The 20,626-nt window shown below is 48.6% G+C and carries 15 protein-coding genes and 2 tRNA genes; 15 read left to right on the top strand and 2 right to left on the bottom strand.

The window, feature by feature from the left end:
- Positions 1-14 precede the first annotated feature (14 nt).
- The 13 genes from clpP to AC4IE7_RS21305 all read left to right on the top strand — a co-directional run bounded on the left by clpP (position 15) and on the right by AC4IE7_RS21305 (position 16,352).
- The gene (gene clpP / locus AC4IE7_RS21365; RefSeq protein WP_490778904.1) at positions 15-653 is read left to right on the top strand and encodes an ATP-dependent Clp endopeptidase proteolytic subunit ClpP; all 639 of its coding nucleotides are present in this window, start codon (positions 15-17) and stop codon (positions 651-653) included.
- Between the two features lie 143 nt (positions 654-796).
- Positions 797-2,071 (top strand): ATP-dependent Clp protease ATP-binding subunit ClpX, encoded by a 1,275-nt coding sequence (clpX, locus tag AC4IE7_RS21360; protein ID WP_490778903.1) that lies wholly within the window; start codon positions 797-799, stop codon positions 2,069-2,071.
- A gap of 300 nt (positions 2,072-2,371) precedes the next feature.
- Complete coding sequence (gene lon, locus AC4IE7_RS21355; RefSeq protein ID WP_490778902.1) at positions 2,372-4,828, top strand: endopeptidase La; 2,457 nt, start codon at positions 2,372-2,374, stop codon at positions 4,826-4,828.
- 186 nt (positions 4,829-5,014) lie between these two features.
- Positions 5,015-5,287, top strand: a complete 273-nt coding sequence (locus AC4IE7_RS21350) for an HU family DNA-binding protein (protein ID WP_490778901.1) — start codon at positions 5,015-5,017, stop codon at positions 5,285-5,287.
- A gap of 14 nt (positions 5,288-5,301) precedes the next feature.
- Positions 5,302-5,377: transfer RNA gene (locus AC4IE7_RS21345), tRNA-Val, on the top strand.
- Between the two features lie 4 nt (positions 5,378-5,381).
- Positions 5,382-5,458: transfer RNA gene (locus tag AC4IE7_RS21340), tRNA-Asp, on the top strand.
- Positions 5,459-5,558: 100 nt separating this feature from the next.
- Positions 5,559-7,463: a SurA N-terminal domain-containing protein gene (locus AC4IE7_RS21335; protein WP_490778900.1), complete on the top strand. Its 1,905-nt coding sequence runs from the start codon at positions 5,559-5,561 to the stop codon at positions 7,461-7,463.
- A 589-nt stretch (positions 7,464-8,052) separates the two neighbouring features.
- A complete protein-coding gene (locus AC4IE7_RS21330) occupies positions 8,053-9,924 on the top strand; it encodes a peptide-binding protein (protein WP_490778899.1) in 1,872 nt (623 codons plus the stop codon).
- A gap of 6 nt (positions 9,925-9,930) precedes the next feature.
- Positions 9,931-11,316 (top strand): ABC transporter permease, encoded by a 1,386-nt coding sequence (locus tag AC4IE7_RS21325; protein WP_490778898.1) that lies wholly within the window; start codon positions 9,931-9,933, stop codon positions 11,314-11,316.
- Entirely contained in the window at positions 11,309-12,475 is a 1,167-nt protein-coding gene (locus AC4IE7_RS21320) for an ABC transporter permease (protein WP_490778897.1), read from the top strand. Before AC4IE7_RS21325 ends, AC4IE7_RS21320 begins: the two co-directional genes overlap by 8 nt.
- Positions 12,475-14,103 (top strand): ABC transporter ATP-binding protein, encoded by a 1,629-nt coding sequence (locus AC4IE7_RS21315; RefSeq protein WP_490778896.1) that lies wholly within the window; start codon positions 12,475-12,477, stop codon positions 14,101-14,103. The genes AC4IE7_RS21320 and AC4IE7_RS21315 overlap by 1 nt, the downstream gene beginning before the upstream one ends.
- A 34-nt stretch (positions 14,104-14,137) precedes the next feature.
- A complete protein-coding gene (locus tag AC4IE7_RS21310) occupies positions 14,138-15,553 on the top strand; it encodes a GGDEF domain-containing protein (RefSeq protein WP_490778895.1) in 1,416 nt (471 codons plus the stop codon).
- A gap of 34 nt (positions 15,554-15,587) precedes the next feature.
- A complete protein-coding gene (locus AC4IE7_RS21305; RefSeq protein WP_490778894.1) occupies positions 15,588-16,352 on the top strand; it encodes an ATP-binding protein in 765 nt (254 codons plus the stop codon).
- A 165-nt stretch (positions 16,353-16,517) separates the two neighbouring features.
- Here AC4IE7_RS21305 and dsbB read toward each other — a convergent pair whose 3' ends face one another.
- Positions 16,518-17,042 (bottom strand): disulfide bond formation protein DsbB, encoded by a 525-nt coding sequence (gene dsbB / locus AC4IE7_RS21300; protein ID WP_490778893.1) that lies wholly within the window; start codon positions 17,040-17,042, stop codon positions 16,518-16,520.
- Between the two features lie 321 nt (positions 17,043-17,363).
- Here dsbB and AC4IE7_RS21295 point away from each other — a divergent pair, with 321 nt between their 5' ends.
- A complete protein-coding gene (locus AC4IE7_RS21295) occupies positions 17,364-18,152 on the top strand; it encodes a TIGR00266 family protein (protein ID WP_490778892.1) in 789 nt (262 codons plus the stop codon).
- Between the two features lie 351 nt (positions 18,153-18,503).
- On the opposite strand, the gene cobO is transcribed toward AC4IE7_RS21295, so the two are convergent.
- On the bottom strand, positions 18,504-19,040 hold the full coding sequence (cobO, locus tag AC4IE7_RS21290) for a cob(I)yrinic acid a,c-diamide adenosyltransferase (protein ID WP_490778891.1): 537 nt from the start codon (positions 19,038-19,040) through the stop codon (positions 18,504-18,506).
- Positions 19,041-19,556: 516 nt separating this feature from the next.
- Here cobO and AC4IE7_RS21285 point away from each other — a divergent pair.
- Entirely contained in the window at positions 19,557-20,534 is a 978-nt protein-coding gene (locus AC4IE7_RS21285) for a Fe(3+) ABC transporter substrate-binding protein (RefSeq protein ID WP_490778916.1), read from the top strand.
- The last annotated feature ends 92 nt before the right edge of the window (positions 20,535-20,626 follow it).

Genomic DNA, 20,626 nt, shown 5'->3' with positions numbered 1-20,626 from the left:
AGGAATAGTAAACGATGATTGAAACAGTGTCAGCAATGCCGGATGCACAAAGCCTTGGTCTAGTACCGATTGTTATCGAGCAGACTGCACGAGGCGAGCGCTCTTTTGATATCTATTCCAGATTATTGAAAGAACGGGTCATATTCCTTGTCGGGCCTGTAGAAGATCAGATGGCCAATTTGGTAGTGGCACAGCTACTGTTTCTGGAATCTGAGAATCCGGATAAGGATATTCATCTCTACATCAACTCCCCAGGTGGATCGGTAACCGCTGGCTTATCGATTTACGATACCATGCAGTTTGTTAAGCCCGACGTCAGTACCATGTGTATTGGCCAGGCGGCAAGCATGGGTGCGCTGTTGCTGACCGGTGGCGCCAAGGGTAAGCGTTACTGCTTACCTAACTCACGCATGATGATTCATCAGCCCCTGGGTGGTTTTCAAGGGCAGGCAACGGATATAGAGATCCATGCGAAAGAGATCCTATTGCTGAAAGAGCGTTTGAACGGCATCATGGCTGAACATACAGGTCAGAGTCTTGAGAAAATATCAGGTGACACTGACCGCGATAACTTTATGGGCGGAGATGATGCAGTTGCCTATGGCCTGATCGATTCTGTATTGTCTAATCGTGGTGGTATTGATAACAGCTGACAACCGGCTCAATAATGAGGTTGAAGCATGCAATGGATGGCGTGATACTCGAGTCAGGGTTTTTCGTCGCTAACCTTGCCATATAGGTGCAGTTAGATATGATTGAAGTAGAGCAGGTTGAATTCGGCTTGAAGGAGTGAAATATGAGCAGTGACAAGAGCGGTAAAAGTGACGACGGTAAGCTGTTGTATTGCTCCTTTTGCGGCAAGAGTCAGCATGAGGTGCGGAAACTGATTGCCGGTCCTTCCGTCTTTATCTGCGATGAGTGCGTCGAGCTTTGTAATGACATTATCCGTGAGGAGATGCAGGAGCCCGGTGAAGACAGCATCAACAAGCTACCCAAGCCTCAAGAGATAAAAAAGACGCTGGATCAGTATGTTATTGGTCAACAGAGGGCAAAAAAAGTGCTTTCTGTCGCTGTATATAACCACTACAAGCGGCTTGATGCCATCGGTAAGGATAGTGAGGTCGAACTGGCCAAATCAAATATTCTTCTGATTGGTCCCACTGGGTCGGGCAAAACCCTGCTCGCAGAGACCTTGGCCAGATTGTTGAATGTGCCCTTTACGATTGCTGACGCCACCACGCTTACAGAAGCGGGCTATGTTGGCGAAGATGTTGAGAACATCATTCAGAAGTTGCTGCAAAAATGCGACTACGACGTCGAAAAGGCGCAGACAGGCATAGTTTATATCGATGAAATCGATAAAATTTCCCGTAAATCTGATAATCCGTCCATTACCAGAGATGTTTCAGGTGAGGGTGTACAACAAGCACTTTTGAAACTGATTGAAGGCACTGTAGCTTCTGTCCCTCCTCAAGGTGGTAGAAAACACCCGCAACAGGAGTTTCTACAGGTTAATACCTCAAATATCCTGTTTGTTGTAGGCGGCGCTTTCGCTGGGCTGGAGAAAGTGATCAAAGATCGTTCTGAAAAGGGCGGTATCGGTTTCTCAGCTGAAGTCAAAAGTAAGGATGATTCCCGTTCAGTTGGGGACATCATCGTCGATGTCGAGCCTGAAGATTTGATCAAATATGGATTGATACCTGAGTTTGTGGGTCGTCTTCCTGTAGTTGCAACTCTCCAGGAGCTGGATGAAGACTCATTGGTCAAAATCCTGACTGAACCTAAAAATGCTCTGACCAAGCAGTATGGCCGTCTGTTTGAAATGGAGGGCTGCGAACTGGAGATCAGAGAAGACGCCCTGCGTTCGATTGCTCGCAAGGCAATGGCCCGCAAAACCGGAGCTCGTGGTCTACGCACCATTTTGGAACAGGTATTACTGGATACCATGTATGACCTGCCTTCAATGGATGAGGTCACCAAAGTCGTTGTGGATGAAGGGGTTATTGCAGGTGAGTCAGATCCGTTAATGATCTACGAAAACAGCGATAAACAGATCGCTGCATCTGATTGATCCATAAGCACATTTGTATTTTTATTTAAATGTATACGCTTCTGGCAGCATGTTAACTATGCTGTCAGAGCGTCTCTATTCAGGGTGGTTGAACACCGCCTGATTCTGACTTTCCGTTAATTAAGATAGCGAATAGACTTGAAACGTCAGGCTTTAAGCCATATATAGGATAATATCTGTCTAAATAGGTCTGTGTGTTGAACATTCAGTAACCTGTCAGACTCAAATCCCTATGTTGACGCTGTAGTACCTGCAGTTGAACTATTTTCAGGCAGGCTTCTGCCTTATGAGGACATTTGAATGGCTCAAGAGCAAAAAGCAGCCGGATCGACTAAAGACCAGTCCAACATTGTGCCGGTACTACCGTTGCGCGATGTGGTTGTCTATCCCCATATGGTTATCCCTCTGTTCGTTGGCAGGGATAAGTCGATATTGGCACTCGACTCAGCCATGCAGAGTAACAAGCAGATTCTACTGGCAGCGCAAAAGAGCGCAGATGTTGATGATCCTGATATCGGCGACATGTATGCGATCGGCACATTGGCCAATATCTTACAGTTGTTAAAACTCCCCGACGGTACTGTCAAAGTATTGGTTGAGGGTGGTGAACGGGCAAGAATTCTTGAATTTGTGGAGAACGATGAGTTCTTCAGTGCCAGACTCGAGACTCTGCCTGATGCCATTGATCTGGCTGGAAAAGAGACAGAGGTGTTGATGCGTTCAGCAACCAATCTCTTCGATCAGTATGTCAAGCTCAATAAAAAAGTCCCACCTGAGGTGCTTACTTCACTTTCAAGCATCGATGATCCAAGTCGTTTGGCCGATACCATTGCAGCGCATATGTCTCTCAAGCTGGATGAGAAGCAGCATGTGCTTGAGATGCCCAATGTGCGGGAACGTTTAGAGCATCTGATGGGGTTGATGGAAGGTGAAAATGACATTCTGCAGATGGAGAAGCGAATTCGTGGGCGGGTTAAGCGCCAGATGGAGAAGAATCAGCGGGAGTACTACCTGAATGAGCAGATGAAAGCGATTCAGAAAGAACTCGGCGAAATGGATGATGCACCTAACGAAATCGAAGATCTGACTAAGAAAATCGAAAATGTGGGTATGACCAAAGAGGCTAAGGAAAAGGCCAATAACGAGCTCAACAAATTAAAACTGATGTCGCCAATGTCAGCCGAGGCGACTGTGGTTCGAAACTATATCGATACCCTTGTGGGTCTGCCTTGGAAAAAGCGCACCAAAATTCGAAATGATATCGGTGCGGCTAATGAAGTGCTTGATGAAGATCACTACGGTCTGGAGAAGGTCAAGGAGCGTATCCTTGAGTATCTGGCGGTACAGCAGCGCGTGCGTAAGCTGAAGGGCCCCATTCTCTGTCTGGTAGGCCCTCCTGGTGTTGGTAAAACCTCATTGGGACAATCCATTGCGAGAGCAACAAACCGGAAATTTACCCGTATGGCCCTTGGCGGCGTCAGAGATGAGGCTGAGATTCGTGGTCATAGACGAACTTATATTGGAGCTTTGCCCGGTAAGATCATCAATAACCTGAGTAAGGTTAAAACCCGTAATCCACTGTTTCTGTTGGATGAAATCGACAAAATGGCGATGGATTTCCGGGGCGATCCTGCCTCGGCGTTGTTGGAGGTGCTGGACCCTGAACAGAACCATACTTTCAATGATCACTATCTGGAAGTTGATTTTGATCTGTCAGAAGTGATGTTTGTAGCCACGGCCAATACACTCAATATCCCGGCCGCACTGTTGGATCGTATGGAAGTGATTCGTCTCTCAGGTTATACCGAGGATGAAAAAGTAAATATTGCGGAACGTTATCTTGTCCGCAAGCAGATGGAGAACAATGGACTGAAACCGGAAGAGCTTATCATCAGAGAGGCTGCAATTCGGGATATCGTTCGTTATTACACCCGTGAGGCGGGTGTCAGAAACCTTGAGCGTGAGATAGCCAAGATCTGTCGCAAGGTTGTGAAAGAGATACTTCTGAAGAAAACCAAGACCAAGGTCACTCTGACGCCGAAGCGTCTGGATGAGTACCTCGGGGTCAAACGTTTTCGTTATGGCCGTGCGGATGAGCACGATCAGGTTGGACAGGTTACTGGTCTGGCCTGGACCGAAGTGGGTGGTGAACTGCTGCATATAGAAGCGGCGCTGATGCCCGGAAAGGGCAGACTCAGCCATACCGGTCAGCTGGGTGAAGTGATGCAGGAGTCAATTCAGGCTGCCATGACTGTGGTCAGAAGCCGTGCTGAATCTTTGGGCCTGGAAGAGGATTTCCACCAAAAATATGATGTGCATATCCATGTACCTGAGGGGGCGACCCCAAAAGATGGTCCGAGTGCCGGTGTGGGAATGTGCACTAGCCTGGTTTCCGCCCTCACCAAGATACCTGTAAAGGCGGATGTGGCGATGACTGGAGAGATCACCTTACGGGGAGAGGTTTTACCCATAGGCGGGCTCAAGGAGAAGCTGTTGGCTGCTCATCGCGGTGGTATAGCAACAGTTATTATTCCAGAAGAGAATGAGAGGGATCTTGTTGATATCCCAAAGAATATCAAGGAAAACCTAGATATCATACCTGTTCGCTGGATCGATGAGGTGCTGCAGATTGCGTTAAATGACGTACCTCAGCCTAAGCAAACGAAAGAGACGAAAGGTGCTGAGTCAACGAGTAAACGTGGCGCTAAGCGATCTCAGGAAGCGGTTAAGAAATCTGGTACACCTACAAAACACTGAGACTTTGTGAATTTTTAACAATACCTTGTCACAGCTTGGGTTCTTGCGGCCAGCCCGCTTCTGCCTTAGCTTGACAGGCTATCTGGCAGCCGGTATAAATTCTGGCGTTTCCGGCTCTGAGTGAGCCATTACACACATAATTCTTTAGGCGAAGTGATTCGCCCAGACCATAGGGGAAACTGATTAATGAATAAGGCCGAACTAATTGAGGCAATGGCGGAATCCGCGGACATTTCTAAAGCCGCAGCTGGGCGTGCACTTGACGGAATGGTTAGTGCCGTGACAGACGCAATGAAAGCTGGTGATACGCTTTCTCTGGTAGGATTTGGTACCTTCTCCGTGAAAGAACGCGCTGCCCGTGATGGCCGCAACCCCCAGACCGGAGAGACGATTAAAATCAAGGCATCAAAAATTCCTTCATTTAAAGCTGGTAAAGCGTTGAAGGATGCAATAAACTAGCGCGCCTTCTACCGGGGTGCTTAGCTCAGCTGGGAGAGCATCGCCCTTACAAGGCGAGGGTCGCAGGTTCGATCCCTGCAGCACCCACCAATTAGGAGCGGTAGTTCAGTTGGTTAGAATACCGGCCTGTCACGCCGGGGGTCGCGGGTTCGAGTCCCGTCCGCTCCGCCAATATCGATCATCAACGGGGTATCTCAATCAGATACCCCGTTTTTGTTTAAAATAAATACCAGGAATAGTTCCCGGTTATAATAATTTCGAGTCACTGATCATGCTTCAGGAAATCAGAGATAAAGCGCAAGGCTGGATCGCTTGGGCAATCGTTATACTCATCTCCATTCCATTTGCTCTATGGGGAATTCAATCCTATTTGGGCATAGGTTCAGAGCCAGTGGCTGCCAACGTCAATGGCGTGGAAATAACTGAACGCGGCCTGGAATCTCGTTTTCAACGTTTTCGTCAACAATTGCGTGATCAATTGGGTGCGGCCTATCGGCCAGAACTCTTTGATGATGTTCGGATGCGTAAAGAGGTTCTCAACCGGATGGTTGGAGAAGAGGTGCTGCAACAGGCTTCTCACGAAATGGGGCTACGTGCTGGCAACAGTATGATACAGGCCACAATTCTGGGTATGTCCATGTTTCACAAAGATGGCCGGTTTGACCAGCAGACCTATGAAAGGGCACTGCAACTACAAGGTCTCTCTCCTGCCGCTTTCGAGGATCGGGTCAGGCGTGCGCTTGTCTCTGAGCAGTTGGCTCAAGCCATCGATAATGGGGTCTTCGTTACAAATCGTGAAGTGACAGAGAGCAACCGGCTGCAGAAGCAGACCCGAGAACTCTCCTATTTCACCATACCAGCTGCAGATTTTATGGTTGAAGATGCGGTAACTGAATCCGATATCGAGACTTACTACAAAAATAACGAAACCGTATTTATCGCTCCCGAGAAGGTCAAACTTGAGTACATACTGCTGGATGCAGCCGCGATAGGGGAGACAGTGACAGTCAGTGACGAGTTACTGAGAGGCTTCTATGACGACAATCAGGATCTGTATGGTCTGCCTGAACAAAGAAAAGCGAGTCATATCCTGATTCAGGTTGCTGCTGATGCAGAGCAGGCCAAGGTTGATGAGGCGCTTGCAAAAATCGATGAATTGGCTAAGAAGATAGATCAACAGGAGTCCTTTGCCGAGTTGGCAAAAGTCCACTCCCAGGATCCGGGTTCCGCTGCTGAGGGTGGTGATCTGGGTTTCTTCGGTAAAGGTATTATGGATCAAGCCTTTGAAGATGCTGTTTTCCGTCTCGAAGAGGGGGCTGTCAGTGAGCCGGTACGCAGCAGCTTCGGTTTTCATCTGATCAAGCTGACCGGAATTAAGTCGGGTAGTGTCAAGCCCTTCGAAATGGCTAAGGCTGAAGTTGAGAAGGCCTATCGTTTGGCCGAAGGTGAGAAGCTCTATTTTGAAATGGCTGAAGAGTTGGCCAACGTGAGTTATGACGATCCAACCTCCCTTGAACCTGCGGCTTCAGAATTAAATCTGTCAATTGAACAGAGCGACTGGATGACCCGGAATCAAACCGAGGGTGTAATTGCGAAACCGAAGGTGTTGGGTGCTGCTTTCAGTGATGATGTTTTACGGGAACGCAATAACAGTGAGTTGATTGAGCTCGATAGTACCAGTTCCGTGGTTGTGCGCATTTTAGATCATCAGGAAGCATCTGTGCGGCCTTTGGATGAAGTGCATGATCAAATATCTGAACGGCTAGCCAAGCAGAAAGCGGAAGAGCAGGCCGGTGCAGAGGCAGAAAAGCGCTTGGCTGAAATCAATGGTGATAATCCACTGCTTCAGGCAGCGGGCAGTTATGCTGTTACGGGACCTGTTATAGTCGATCGCAATAGCAGGGAGTTGCCACCTGCGCTATCAAGTGAACTGTTTCGTACAGTTAAGCCTCAGCCAGGAGAGGTGATGCCAGGGAGTGTCAAGTTGGCGACGGGTGACTTCGCTGTGTTTGTGCTGTCAAAAGTCACTGAAGGCGAATCGGCAGAAGCTGAAGCCAGCAAACAGCAAGCCGATCAGATCCGTCGCCTCTATGGCCGAAGCTACTACGAGCGGGTAATGGACGATCTGGAGACACGGGCCGATATCGAAATTCTTCTGAAGCAGAGCAGCGAATAGAAGTCCCTGCTGTTTTGGCGCTGTTTTGATCAGTGAGCTGATATCTACATCAGACATAGTGATCCGATGGCGGGGTTTCTAGAACCCCGCCATCAATCTTCCCATCTAAATCCCTTCAATTTGCCGTAATATTGGATTGACCTGAATAAATTCTCTATTGGGTTTTATCATGACAGCTATAGGGCTACTTCTTGAGCCAACAAATCGAGGTGTTTTTGACAGATAATCATGAAACTGGATTCTGCAGTTGACCGTTGTTATCCATCGTAAGGAAATGACTCGCGATTAACGGCGAACGATGCCTTGCCGGACACGCCGGGATTTCCCTCGAATCTATCTCTAACTACCGATTCCAGGATGAAAGCCAACAACACTCCATTGACTAGGATTGTCTAACCCGGCAACCTTGTATCTGAAGCTGACCGGGATGCCGGTCAATCATAAGGCGGCTAAAGAGCTAAATCATGCTTCGAAGAATTTCTGTAAGGAGCATAAAATTGCTCTGCCTGAATCGAATCAATCTGTGATGGCTAATATTGGCCTTGTCTGGTTTCCAGGTTAATTATCTCTGGAGCGTAGGAGAATATACATGCAGCATCGTCTAAACGGCCGGGACATCCTCTACTTTGGTGGACTGGTCGCGATACTCATTACCCTGATTCTCGCCATGTACATGGTTGACCGGCAGTGGCAAAAGATGGCGCAAATGGAACAGCTGATGCGCGAACAGGCGACAGATATTCGCGAGATGAATGTTCAAATCAGGTCGCTGGGCAGACGGGTCTCTGAGGGGGTCACTGTTGCTTCAGGTGCAGCGTCAGATGAAAACGAAGCTGTGCCTGCGGCTTTCCAGAGGGCCTATCAGGCAACTCAAAAAGGGGATTATGCTGAAGGGGACTGGTTGGTCAGATCCTTTGGCGTGAACCTGAAATCCCTTACCCCCTTTATATCTGAAGATGCCTATTCATCCACTGTACAGGGTTATATCCTTGAGAGTCTGCTGACTCGCAATGCCGATACTCTGGAGTGGGAAGGCTTGCTCGCCAAAGAGTGGCAAGTCAGTGATGATGGTCTGACCTTTGTCTTTAAACTTCGTGAGGGTCTGCAGTTTTCAGATGGTAAACCCCTCACTGCTGAAGATGTTGCGTTTACCTTTCAATTTATCATGAATCCGGCAATACAGGCGCCGAGGGAGCGGGCCTATTATGAGAAGATCGAATCTGTTGAGGTACTGGATCCGCTGACAGTGCGGTTTCAGTTCGCTGAGCCCTATTTCAATGCCCTCTCCCTGGCTGGTGGACTCTCTGTGATGCCGAAGCACTTCTATGAGCCCTATCTGAAAGAGCCGAACAGTTTCAATCAGTCAAAAGGCTTGTTGCTTGGTTCCGGACCATATCGTCTGGAGGATCCGAGCAACTGGTCGCCTGACAAAGGCATAATCGAGCTGCAGCGTAATCCCCGCTATTGGGGGATGGTACAACCACCCTACAATCGTCTGATCTGGCGGGTTATTGAAAATGATAGCGCGCGACTGACTACCTTTCGTAATGGAGAGATCGATACTTATGTCTCTAAACCCAGGGAGTATAAACAACTGGTGGATGATCAGGATTTGGATAAAAAGGCTGAACATTGGGAGTACATGAGTCCCGTCGCGGGATATAGCTATATCGGATGGAATCAGGAGAGAAAGGGGAAAGCTACCCGCTTTGCTGATGTCAGAGTGCGGCAGGCAATGACTTATCTGATAGATCGTGAACGTATCAATGAGGAGATTTTTCTGGGTTATGCAGACGTGGCGATCAGTCCATTCAGCAGTGGCAGTAAGCAACATGATCCTGATCTGATGCCGCGAGCCTATGATCAGGCAAAAGCAATGGCACTGCTGAAAGAGGCCGGATACGCCGATAGTGACGGTGATGGGGTACTCGAAGATGAAAAGGGTGAGCCCTTTGAGTTTGACTTGGTCTATTTTCAAGGCAACGATGACACCAACCGTATGGTGCTGTTCATCAAAGACCTGTTAGCCCGAGCCGGTATTCAGTTACAGCCTAAGCCTACAGAGTGGTCGGTGATGATCGACTTGATGAAAAAGCGTGATTTTGATGCGATTACCCTGGGCTGGACCAGTGGCCTTGAAACCGATCTCTATCAGATGTTTCACAGCAGTCAGATTGCGGATGGTGGCAATAATTTCACCGGCTATTCAAATCCTCAGCTGGATAAGCTGATCGATGAAGCACGGGCTACAGTGGATGAGGAGAAGCGCATGCCTTTGTGGCGGGATGCTGAGAAAACGCTCTTCAGAGACCAGCCCTATACATTCCTCAAACGGAGTAAAAGCCTGGTTTTTATCGATCGACGTTTGCGAAATATAGTCTCAACCAAGCTCGGCCTGAATCTGGGAAGCTTACCGGTTGAGACTTATGTACCGATCAACGAACAGCGATACAAGCAGTAATTCTTTATGCTGACCTATCTGTTTCGAAGAGTGCTGTTGATGATTCCCACCTTACTGGGGATTACCCTGGTGGTGTTTGTCGTTATGGCCTCTTCCCCCGGTGGTATCAGTGCTCAGAGTCTGGTTGAAGGGCAAAATCTCGATCCCGAAGCGAAGCGAGAGATAGAGGCTTACTATAATCGGCTCTACGGTCTCGATGATCCACCATATCTGCAATATTTTCGCTGGCTGAATAACGTCTCGCCCGTCGGATTTGTCTTCGATGAAGAGAATAGTGTGAGTGGTTTTTCATTCACCAAAGGAGCCGATTTTGGGCGCAGTTTTCGCTATGGGCGTCCGGTAACTGACCTGCTGGCTGAACGGGTACCGATAACCATTCTGCTGAATGTACTGAGTATCCCCCTGGTCTATATGCTGGCTCTGCTGGTGGGGGTTCGAGCGGCTGTCGAGCGGGGGCGTTCGTTCGATGTCAGCAGTGGTATTGTGATGTTGGGGCTCTGGTCGGTGCCGACCATGTTGGCCGGTGTGCTGTTGATTGGATTTTTTGCCAATCAGCAGTATTGGCACTGGTTCCCGACAGCCGGTTTGAGTGATCGTCTGGCAATGGATCAGGTGTTTCTACCCCATTGGTCGAGTCTATGGGATGTGGCTTTGCTGTTTGTCAGTGTGCTGTTAGCGGCAGCGCTGTTTCTGACAATCAGCCGCAATACCTCAAAACCACTCAGAGTAGGCTTTCTCGCACTCTGCTGGGGAGGGCTGGGGGTTTTAATGGTTCAGGCCTTACCTGAGGCGGAACATGCGTTATCACTTTTTATCTTCATACCGACACTATTCGCTTTGCTAGCCGGTTGGTTGGCCAGTACCAACTATATTTTGATGCGCCAATTGGGATTTCTCACCACCGGTCTACTGGTTGGTCTGATGTTGGCAGTGTATGGGATGCAGGGGAGCTGGCTCAGAGGGTTTCTGGTCGACCGTTTATGGCATTTGGCCCTGCCTGTATTGTGCCTCTCCTATGGGGGATTTGCCGGACTTGCCAAATTAACCCGAACCTCAGTGCTTGAGAATCTGCTCTCCGATTACGCCCGCACCGCTCGAGCAAAGGGTTTGTCTGAATCAGTCGTACTGTGGCGGCATGTCTTTAGAAACAGCCTGCTGCCTTTGATAACCGTTGCGGCGAGTCTTTTACCCAGTCTATTGGCAGGTTCTGTCATTGTGGAGAGTATCTTCAGTATTGAGGGAATGGGTAAGTTGGCGGTGGAGGCTGTGCAGACCCGGGATAGAGAGCTGGTATTGTCGATTACCCTGATCGGTGGTCTATTGACTCTGTTTGGCTATCTGATGGCCGATATCCTCTATGCACTGGCCGATCCGAGGGTGAGTTATGACTGATCGGCAACGCCAGAGCTATTGGCGAAAGATTTTAGGGCAAACCTTCATCCGTTGGGGGGCCCGATTGGGACTGTCATGGGTTGCTCTGTTGGCGCTGGTCGGAATATTCGCCCCCTTTCTGGCGAGCAGCTTCCCTCTCTTGCTCAGTCAACAAGGTGTCATATCGAGCCCGGTATTAACCTACCTTGAAGCTGAAGATGTGCTTTTTCTGAGTGCCTTTGCCAGTCTGCTCATTGTCTTACCCTGGCGAATCTCTACAGCACGAAAAATGGTGGTTTATTTCTGTTTACTGGGTATAGGAGGCGTACTGGCCTACAGTTTTGTTGCCCCGCCAAAGCTGGTGATCTATGAGCAATATCGAGTAGCTGAACAACAGGGCGATTACGATTGGGTTGTCTACGCGCCGGTTCCTTACTCACCTAAGGACTATCAGCGGGATCTCGGTGACACGGGTCTCGAAGCGCCTTTGTCTCAACAGCATCGCAGCCATTGGTTTGGTACTGAACAAAATGGCGCTGACGTCCTCAGTCGTATGATACATGCCTCCAGAATCGCTTTGGGTATAGGCTTCGTTGCAACCGGAATAGCAATGGTACTCGGGGTGATTATCGGTGGCTTGATGGGGTACTTCTCTGGCATTGTCGATATGCTGGGTATGCGCCTGGTAGAGATATTTGAAGCTGTCCCAACTCTATTTCTATTACTTACATTTGTTGCCTTTTTTGGACGCAGTCTCTATATCATGATGGTCATCATAGGCATTACCAGCTGGCCCGGTTTTGCCCGCTATGTTCGTGCTGAGTTTTTACGTCTGCGCCGGCAGGATTTTGTTCAATCGGCTGAGGCGGCAGGGCTACCACTCCACTCAATTCTGTTTCGGCATATGTTGCCGAATGGGATGGGGCCAGTTTTGGTGGCTGCGAGTTTTGGTGTGGCCTCCGCAATTCTTGCTGAAGCAACCTTGAGCTTTCTCGGGCTTGGTTTAGTGGACGATCCATCCTGGGGTGAGATGCTCAACCAGGCGGTGCAATCATCCCGGTTCAATTGGTGGATGGCGGCATTTCCCGGTGGGGCAATCTTTTTTACGGTATTTGCCTATAACCTGATCGGTGAATCATTAAGAGACGCCATCGATCCCTATTTGAGCAAGTCAAACTGATGCTGCTGTCTGTAAAAGATTTAAAAGTCTGGTTTAAGCACCAGCCAGAACCCATCAAGGCAGTGGATAGTATCGATTTCCAAATCGACCGCGGAGAGACTTTCTGTTTGGTAGGGGAGTCCGGTAGCGGTAAATCGATTACCGCACTATCCATAATGCGCCTGTTACCTGAAACGGCACTGAGCACCTACAGTGGCGAAATCCTATTTACAACGGGTGATGGGGAGGCTGACGATCTAACACTGCTCAGTGAGGCGGATATGCGGCAGGTGCGCGGTGGTCGTATCGCCATGATATTTCAGGAGCCGATGAGCTCCCTGAATCCTGTTTTTACCATCGGTGAACAGATTCTGGAGGCTGTAAGACTCCATTTTCCTCAACTCTCCAATGCAGAGGCCTGGGCACGTGTAATGAATGCGTTACGAGAGGTGCAGGTGCCTGACCCGGAGACGCGGGTCAACAGTTACCCTCATCAACTCTCTGGTGGACAGCGCCAACGTGTGATGATAGCCATGGCGATGGCCTGTGAGCCCGACCTTTTGATTGCTGATGAACCTACAACGGCTTTGGATGTTACGGTACAGCGAGAGATCCTGAGATTGATGAAAGCGCTGCAGGAGCGCACTGGGATGGCGATACTTTTTATTACCCATGACTTTGGGGTGGTTTCAGAAATCGCTGATCGGGTTGGCGTCATGCAGAATGGCAAACTGGTGGAGACTGGCAAGACAGAACAGATCATCCACTCTCCCGGACATCGATATACTCAGTCACTGATCGCTGCACTGCCTGAAAACCTTGCCCGGAGCCAGCCCCACAAGCCGCTGGAGGATCAACAGCCACTGATCAGATTGTCTAATCTGGAGATCCACTTTCCTGTGCGTAAAGGATTGTTACGCCGGGTAGTGGATAAAGTCCGGGCTGTTGATGGTGTCGATCTGGAGATTCCCCGCGGACAGATCCTCGCTCTGGTGGGCGAGTCGGGCAGTGGTAAGACCACATTGGGGCGTGGAATTCTGAGACTTACCGAACCAACATCGGGTCAGATAGCCTTTGATAACACAGACATCACAGAGATGAATCGAAGCCAGTTACGTCGCTTTCGCCGTAATATGCAGATCATTTTCCAGGATCCGATCTCCTCACTGAATCCCCGCTTGAGTATTGCTGCCATCCTCACCGAACCGATGAAAGTTCATAGGATTGGTGAGAGTCGCGATGAGCGAATTGAAATTGCGCGGGACTTGTTAAGGCAGGTTCAGATGGAGGAGGATGCCCTATGGCGTTATCCCCATGAGTTCTCAGGTGGACAGCGACAGCGGATAGGGATTGCCCGGGCATTGTCGCTCAATCCCTCTTTTATTGTATGTGACGAAATCACCAGTGCGCTTGATGTTTCTGTTCAGGCTGAAATACTCAAAATGCTACTGGAGCTTCGGCGGCAGCACAGTTTGACTTTACTCTTTATTACCCACAACATTGGTGTTGTTGAGTATGTGAGTGACCGTACTGCAGTGATGTATCAGGGTAGGATCGTCGAGCAGGGACTCACGGAAGATATTGTAAATCGTCCGCAAAATGACTATACACAGCAACTCATTGCTGCTGTGCCCAGAGTACCCCTCTAAAACCATAAATAAAGATTGTTACTGTATCCTGCCGATGAGACTTACAATCCAAACCAAGCTGTTTCTCAGCCACTTTGCCGCAATCGTCCTGGTTTCCGGGAGTGTTGGTAGTTACTTCTATCAGAGTGCAATAGAAAATTTGATGAGCGCACTGCAATCCCGGCTGAAGAACAGTGCTGCGCTGATCAGTCATGGTTTTGAAAATGCTGAACTCGATACGATTCGTAATGAGCAGGATATGTCTCTGGCCAGCTATAAAGAGTATGTAACTCTGCTACGTGGCTATGTGAAAACAAATCCCGATATCGCTTTTATCTATGTGATGCGTAAAGTTGGCGATAAAGCTGTTTTTGTACTCGATTCCGATATGCAGGAGCCCGCATCACCAGGAGAGGAGTATGAGCCTGATCTGATTACGATGATGGATGGGTTTTTACGCCCTTCAGTTGATAAGGAGATTACTGGGGATCGCTGGGGGTTTTTTCTTTCCGGCTACTCTCCAGTAGAAACAGGAGAAGATGAGTATCTTGTTGGCATCGATATGCGTGCGGATGAGGTGAAAAGTAAGTTCGAACATATCCGGCTGGCTGGTTTTTTATCATTGGTCCTCTCAATTACCCTGGCAATGATATTCAGTCGACTACTCTCACATAACTTCACCCAGCGTATTACCTCGCTGGCCACTCGATTTGCCCAAATCGCACCCGCAGAGCAGATGAGTGACACGCATACCAATGGTGACGAACTGGATCAGTTGGCACAATCGTTCGACATGATGTCGAAACGTCTTGAGGCCAAGCAGCAACAGATCAAAAGCAATCAGCTTGAGCTTTATAGTGCACATGAAGAGCTGGAGGAGCGGGTTGAGACCAGAACTATGGAATTGGTGCAAACCAATGAAAAATTGCTGAAAGAGATAGCTGAAAGAAAAAATGTGGAGCGTATGCTGGAAGAGACGTCACGCATTGACTACCTCACTAATTCCCTCAATCGGCGTGCCATGAGCAGAAGACTGGAGCAGGTGGTTTCCCAGAGTGAGCGTGGCTCCAGTAGTTTTTGCCTCATTCTGCTGGATATTGATTACTTCAAGCAGATCAATGACACCTATGGTCACGATATTGGCGATCAGGTATTGAAATATATCGTAAAGCAGTTGCAAGCCCAGATTAGGGATGCAGATGAACTCGGACGTTGGGGGGGAGAGGAGTTTATAATCCTCTGCCCTGAAACCCAACTTGCTGATGCGCTATCTCTTGCGCAACGGCTATGTGATGATCTGGCTAGCAATCCAATGACACTGATCGACAAGCAGCTCTCCATTACCGCCAGTTTTGGTGTCTCTCTGTTTCAAGCTGGTGAGTTGCTTAGTAACTGTCTCAAGCGTACTGACGATGCACTCTATGCAGCTAAAGCAAAGGGTCGTAACTGCGTCGTAGTTGCAGATAGCTGAGTGGCAACAGATTAACTGCTACTGAGGAAAAATCATGTCAATCGATTGGCAAAACAGTACAGCAGCTATCTGGCGACCCCGCAAGGCCTACCTGCGTGAGATCGAAAACACTGATCCGATTGAGCTGGCGCACCTGGTTGGTATTGATCAACAGAAGCAACAGTTGGTAAACAATACTGAACGCTTCATCAAGGGTGCAGGGGCAAACAATGCTCTACTTTGGGGGGCTCGTGGAACCGGAAAATCCTCACTGATCAAAGCGGTTCTGAATGAGTTCAAGATTCAGGGGTTGCGATTGATTCAGGTGGATAGAAATGATTTGGTTGAGCTGCCGGAAATAGTTGACGAGATCAGAACTCTGCCTCAGTACTTTATTGTTTTTTGTGACGATTTGACGTTTGAACAGGGGGAGGCCTCCTATCGTGCGCTGAAGAGTGTTCTGGATGGTTCTATAGAGGCGCCACCTGAAAATATACTGATCTATGCGACCTCTAATCGACGCCACCTGCTGCCGGAGTCGATGGATGATAATCAGGATGCAGTCCTGGTGGGGCGGGATCTCCATCTTGGTGATACCGTAGAGGAGAAGTTAGCCCTTTCAGACCGATTTGGTCTTTGGCTCTCTTTCTATCCTGTGAATTGGCAGGGCTATTTAGAAATTGTTGACCACTACTTTAAAGATTATCAGGGGAGCCGCGAGACACTGCATGAGGCAGCCAAACAGTTCGCCATGGCACGGGGTGGGACTAAAAGTGGTCGTGCAGCACTACAGTTTTACAAAACCTATTTTGGATCATAAGAGAGGTTCTATTATTGTGAGTAGAGGCCATCTCTCACATGCCTCGGCAAGTTCCTGATTAGCCACTCGTGGGGGGTATCTTTGCTGATGCTTTAGTAGACTAAAGTTCTGGATTCCTCATCAGATGTTATGGCATTTAAAACGCGTCACCGGTCTCTGTTCTCATCAAGTCAAGACGCTATTGTTCCGCCGCTTGATCAATGCACGTACGTCGAATGTGATGAAGATGAGGAGGATCAGTAAATACCCGGCCATGACAATGATCATCCACTGAGGCATGCTCAGGCCAATGAATTCCCACTGGATATCATCACAGAAGCCTGAAGGTTGAAAGATTGAAGGGAACCACTCATCCAGCTTTAACCAGGAAGGGAATTTTGCATTTACATCACAACTCATGGAGGGAGGAATGATGCCAAGCTGTAGCCCTGATTGCTTGAGTGCCAGATAGAGACCCCATACTCCACCCGCTATCCAGAACAGATAGCTTGTTAATCGGATTACGAGTAGATGGGGTGCGCTGGCGCCAATCATGGACGCGATAAAAATAGAGAGTACAGCGACACGTTGATAGATGCACAAGACACAAGGGTCCAATGACATTCCGTGTTGAAAATAGAGGGCTGCCAATTCAAGTAGTAGCGCGCTGGCTGCAAGCATAAGCCAAGGTGTAGAGCGGTGATGAATCATGGCAGTTGAAGCCTGATAGTAATCAGCATCTATGTGTATCCTATATTTGAGGAACCTATGAACAAATCGCCGACCGACATCTTGCCCTCAAGATGCAACAACTCTACATTGTGAATCTTCCCAATAGCTGGGTTATTACCCAAGATTCGTGCCTTGGATCGAGCTATTTGTGATCGACGATAAGTTTGCTGTTGAATTATTCAGAGGTTCTTTAATCAAATCGATAAATTATCTCTTAAAACATATCACTATATGGCATGAGTTGTCATAGTAGTTTAGAAAATTTTACTATTGTTATAAACACTAAAGGAGTCTTAATAAATGCGTTGCCATGAGGTTGATTACGAAATACTCGGTTCAGAGATGCAATTGGTGGAAGTGGAGCTTGATCCACAAGAGACGGTTATTGCTGAAGCTGGTGCAATGACCTACATGGAGGAGGGCATAGATTTCGAAACCAAAATGGGTGATGGCTCCAATCCTGATGAGGGGCTGATGGGTAAGCTGTTTTCTGCTGGCAAACGTGTATTTACCGGAGAGTCGATATTCACTACCCATTTCACAAACCGGGGATCCACTAAGCAACGTGTGGCATTTTCAGCACCCTATCCAGGGAATATTGTGCCGTTAAACATGGCCCAGCTGGGTGAGAAGGTTACCTGTCAAAAGGATGCATTTCTCTGCGCTGCATTGGGCACTAAAGTCGATATTGCGTTCAATCGGAAGATAGGTAGCGGTTTGTTTGGTGGGGAAGGCTTTATTCTCCAGGCCCTTGAGGGAGATGGTATGGCCTTCATTCAGGCTGGCGGTACGATTGTTGAGAAAAAACTCAGTGGTGAGACTCTAAGAGTGGATACAGGCTGTTTAGTTGGCTTTACCAGTGGTGTGGAGTATGACATACAGCGCTCAGGTAATCTGAAATCGATGGTGTTTGGGGGAGAGGGGTTATTTCTTGCGACTCTGAAAGGTCATGGCACGGTCTGGTTACAGAGTCTGCCCTTCTCGCGCATGGCAGACAGAATCTTGTCAAATGCACCATCAGCCGGAGGCAGTGACAAGGGTGAGGGTTCAGTTCTAGGAGGAATAGGGCGGGTGTTCGATGGCGACTGAACAGGCTTTGGGCCCCATGTTGAGGAGGGTTGGCAAATAACCTGTAGATAAATAAGCATCAGGTTCACGCCAAGGGCATAGGCTTACCTGATTACCCTCCAACGTCAGCTACAGTGATAGTTAAGAGAGGTGTCGATAAGGATCTACGGAAGGTTGCGGGGGGTTTTTGTGAATTTCCAGCGCGATTTGGTGGGGCAGGGCCCCACCCTACCTGTCGATATAAAGTGTAGGGTGGGGCCATGCCCCAGCAACTGCACTAGCGCATATTACGGTTATACAGGTTGATACTCTTTTGCTGAGTATGGAGGGTAATCAGGTAGGCTTATAGCTGCTGTTTCGGATACATCTGCTTCAGAATTCAACCCCCTGTTCAGCCTTGATACCCTGTTCAAAGGCGTGTTTGATCTTGCCCATTTCAGTCACTGTGTCTGCGACAGCCTGGAGTTCCGCTGGTGCATCTCTGCCAGTCAGAACCAGATGCATCCAGGCGGGCTTATTGTCTCGGATGAAATCTGCTATCTCCTCTCCACTGATCCAGCCATACCCACAGCAATAGTTAATCTCATCCAGGACGACCAGATCGTAGTTCTCTGAGACGATCTTTTGCTGGCAAAAAGACCATATTTCACGGCTTGTCTGGCGATCTTGATCCGGATTCTTTGTATCCCAGGTGAAGCCATCGCCCAGGGCATGCCATTCAATGTTTTCGAAGCGCGATGCGGCTTTCTGTTCACCTGTTTTCCATTTGCCCTTGATGAACTGAATGACTAAAACCTTCATATCCCATCCGGCGGCGCGGAACACCATGCCGAACGCGCTAGATGATTTACCCTTACCTTCACCTGTGAGAACCAGTGTCAAGCCATGTCGATTATTGCGCTGTTTCATTAACTTAAAACCTATCAATTAAGATGCCGGGTTTATATTAACCCGGCGACTAAGTATGTTGTCTTCAGCCGAAGTGTGCCAGCCTGCGGCAAGGCATCAAAACGCCGCTGTAGCACTCCTACAGCAAGTTTTGATAACGCAGTCTGCAGGCAGGCACACTTCGGCCTGTCTTTTTAAAAATCATATTGTTAGGGGTTTCAAGCCTGCCCTTGCTCGGTGTTGCGGCTCTTGACAAGGGAACAACCATTGCCTGCACCCCAAGGGCACTTCCTGCGGGGCGCGAGCCGCGCCTTGATCAAGGGCAGGCTTGAAACCCTGAAGACAACATACTTAGTCGCCGGGTTAATAGAGATTGAATGTTTAGGAATTTTGTACATTGTGGTGGCTGACTGGGTGGGGTGTTGCGAATTATAATGAAAATCGTTATCATTTAGATATTGATGTTAAATTATTAGTTAAGGGGTACTATCCGTGTCACTTTTAGCCAAATCAGTTGTGTTGCCTGTCGTACTCAGCATGCTCATTCCCATGGTGGTCAATGCAGAAGAGGTTAACCTCTACTCTGCACGTAAAGAGAAATTAATCAAACCACTGTTAGACAGGTTTACTGATGAAACAGGAATAGAGGTAAATCTGGTAACCGGTAAAGCGGATGCGCTACTACAGCGTTTGCAGAGTGAGGGTCGAAATACACCTGCTGACTTGCTGATCACCACAGATGCAGGTCGTTTGCATCGTGCAAAGGCAGCTGGGGTTACTCAGTCTGTGGAATCAGAGGCACTCTCTGAATTTATACCGGGTAATTTCCGTGACCCTGATGGTCACTGGTTTGGTCTCACCTTAAGAGCACGTCCTATTCTCTATGTGAAAGAGCGGGTGGATCCGTCAAAACTCTCTTCTTATGAGGCTTTAACTGATCCCCAATGGCGTGGTCGGATCTGTATTAGATCATCGGGTAATATCTATAACCAGTCTATGGTAGCCTCAATGATTGAAGCGAATGGTATCGATGTTACTGAGGCCTGGGCGAAATCTTTTGTGAAACAGTTCGCCCGTCCGCCAAAAGGCGGGGACCGGGACCAGATCAAAGCAGCAGCAGCGGGTGTTTGTGATATTGCTATTGCCAACACCTACTATTTAGCAGGGATGTTAAATTCGAAAGAGGCAAGTCAGCGAAAAGCAGCTGAGAAGATGGGAGTCTTCTGGCCCAATCAGTCTGGCAGAGGGGCACATGTCAATGTCAGTGGTGCAGCTGTGATCAAGACAGCAAAACACAAGCAGGCCGCTATCAGGCTGCTGGAGTTTCTGGTCAGTAAATCATCCCAGGCGTGGTATGCAGAGACGAATGGTGAATATCCGGTGAGAGATGATGTCGAGGAAGGTGATACTTTAAAGGCATGGGGTGAGTTCAGATTGGATAGGATTAATCTCAGTCGACTAGGCGAGCTAAATCCAGAGGCGCTTAGATTGATGGATCGTGCCGGGTGGAAATAGAGAGATAAGTGTGGTCGTTCTATGGAGATTATAACCGGACAATTTACTGGGAGTCTTTTTACTTGAAAAAAGTTGACACAAGAGTGGCTGAG

Source organism: Candidatus Thiodiazotropha sp. AKAK3, assembly GCF_058244645.1.
The sequence above is the reverse complement of the archived record's forward strand: the minus strand, read 5'-3'. Positions and strand labels throughout refer to the sequence as shown.

Excerpts from the sequence above, each read along its gene's own strand:
- clpX (WP_490778903.1), top strand. The coding sequence starts at position 797 with ATGAGCAGTGACAAGAGCGGTAAAAGTGACGACGGTAAGCTGTTGTAT.
- AC4IE7_RS21315 (WP_490778896.1), top strand. The coding sequence starts at position 12,475 with ATGCTGCTGTCTGTAAAAGATTTAAAAGTCTGGTTTAAGCACCAGCCA.
- AC4IE7_RS21350 (WP_490778901.1), top strand. The coding sequence starts at position 5,015 with ATGAATAAGGCCGAACTAATTGAGGCAATGGCGGAATCCGCGGACATT.
- AC4IE7_RS21320 (WP_490778897.1), top strand. The coding sequence starts at position 11,309 with ATGACTGATCGGCAACGCCAGAGCTATTGGCGAAAGATTTTAGGGCAA.
- lon (WP_490778902.1), top strand. The coding sequence starts at position 2,372 with ATGGCTCAAGAGCAAAAAGCAGCCGGATCGACTAAAGACCAGTCCAAC.
- AC4IE7_RS21335 (WP_490778900.1), top strand. The coding sequence starts at position 5,559 with ATGCTTCAGGAAATCAGAGATAAAGCGCAAGGCTGGATCGCTTGGGCA.
- AC4IE7_RS21310 (WP_490778895.1), top strand. The coding sequence starts at position 14,138 with ATGAGACTTACAATCCAAACCAAGCTGTTTCTCAGCCACTTTGCCGCA.
- dsbB (WP_490778893.1), bottom strand. The coding sequence starts at position 17,042 with ATGATTCATCACCGCTCTACACCTTGGCTTATGCTTGCAGCCAGCGCG.
- AC4IE7_RS21330 (WP_490778899.1), top strand. The coding sequence starts at position 8,053 with ATGCAGCATCGTCTAAACGGCCGGGACATCCTCTACTTTGGTGGACTG.
- cobO (WP_490778891.1), bottom strand. The coding sequence starts at position 19,040 with ATGAAACAGCGCAATAATCGACATGGCTTGACACTGGTTCTCACAGGT.
- AC4IE7_RS21325 (WP_490778898.1), top strand. The coding sequence starts at position 9,931 with ATGCTGACCTATCTGTTTCGAAGAGTGCTGTTGATGATTCCCACCTTA.
- AC4IE7_RS21295 (WP_490778892.1), top strand. The coding sequence starts at position 17,364 with ATGCGTTGCCATGAGGTTGATTACGAAATACTCGGTTCAGAGATGCAA.
- AC4IE7_RS21305 (WP_490778894.1), top strand. The coding sequence starts at position 15,588 with ATGTCAATCGATTGGCAAAACAGTACAGCAGCTATCTGGCGACCCCGC.
- AC4IE7_RS21285 (WP_490778916.1), top strand. The coding sequence starts at position 19,557 with ATGCTCATTCCCATGGTGGTCAATGCAGAAGAGGTTAACCTCTACTCT.
- clpP (WP_490778904.1), top strand. The coding sequence starts at position 15 with ATGATTGAAACAGTGTCAGCAATGCCGGATGCACAAAGCCTTGGTCTA.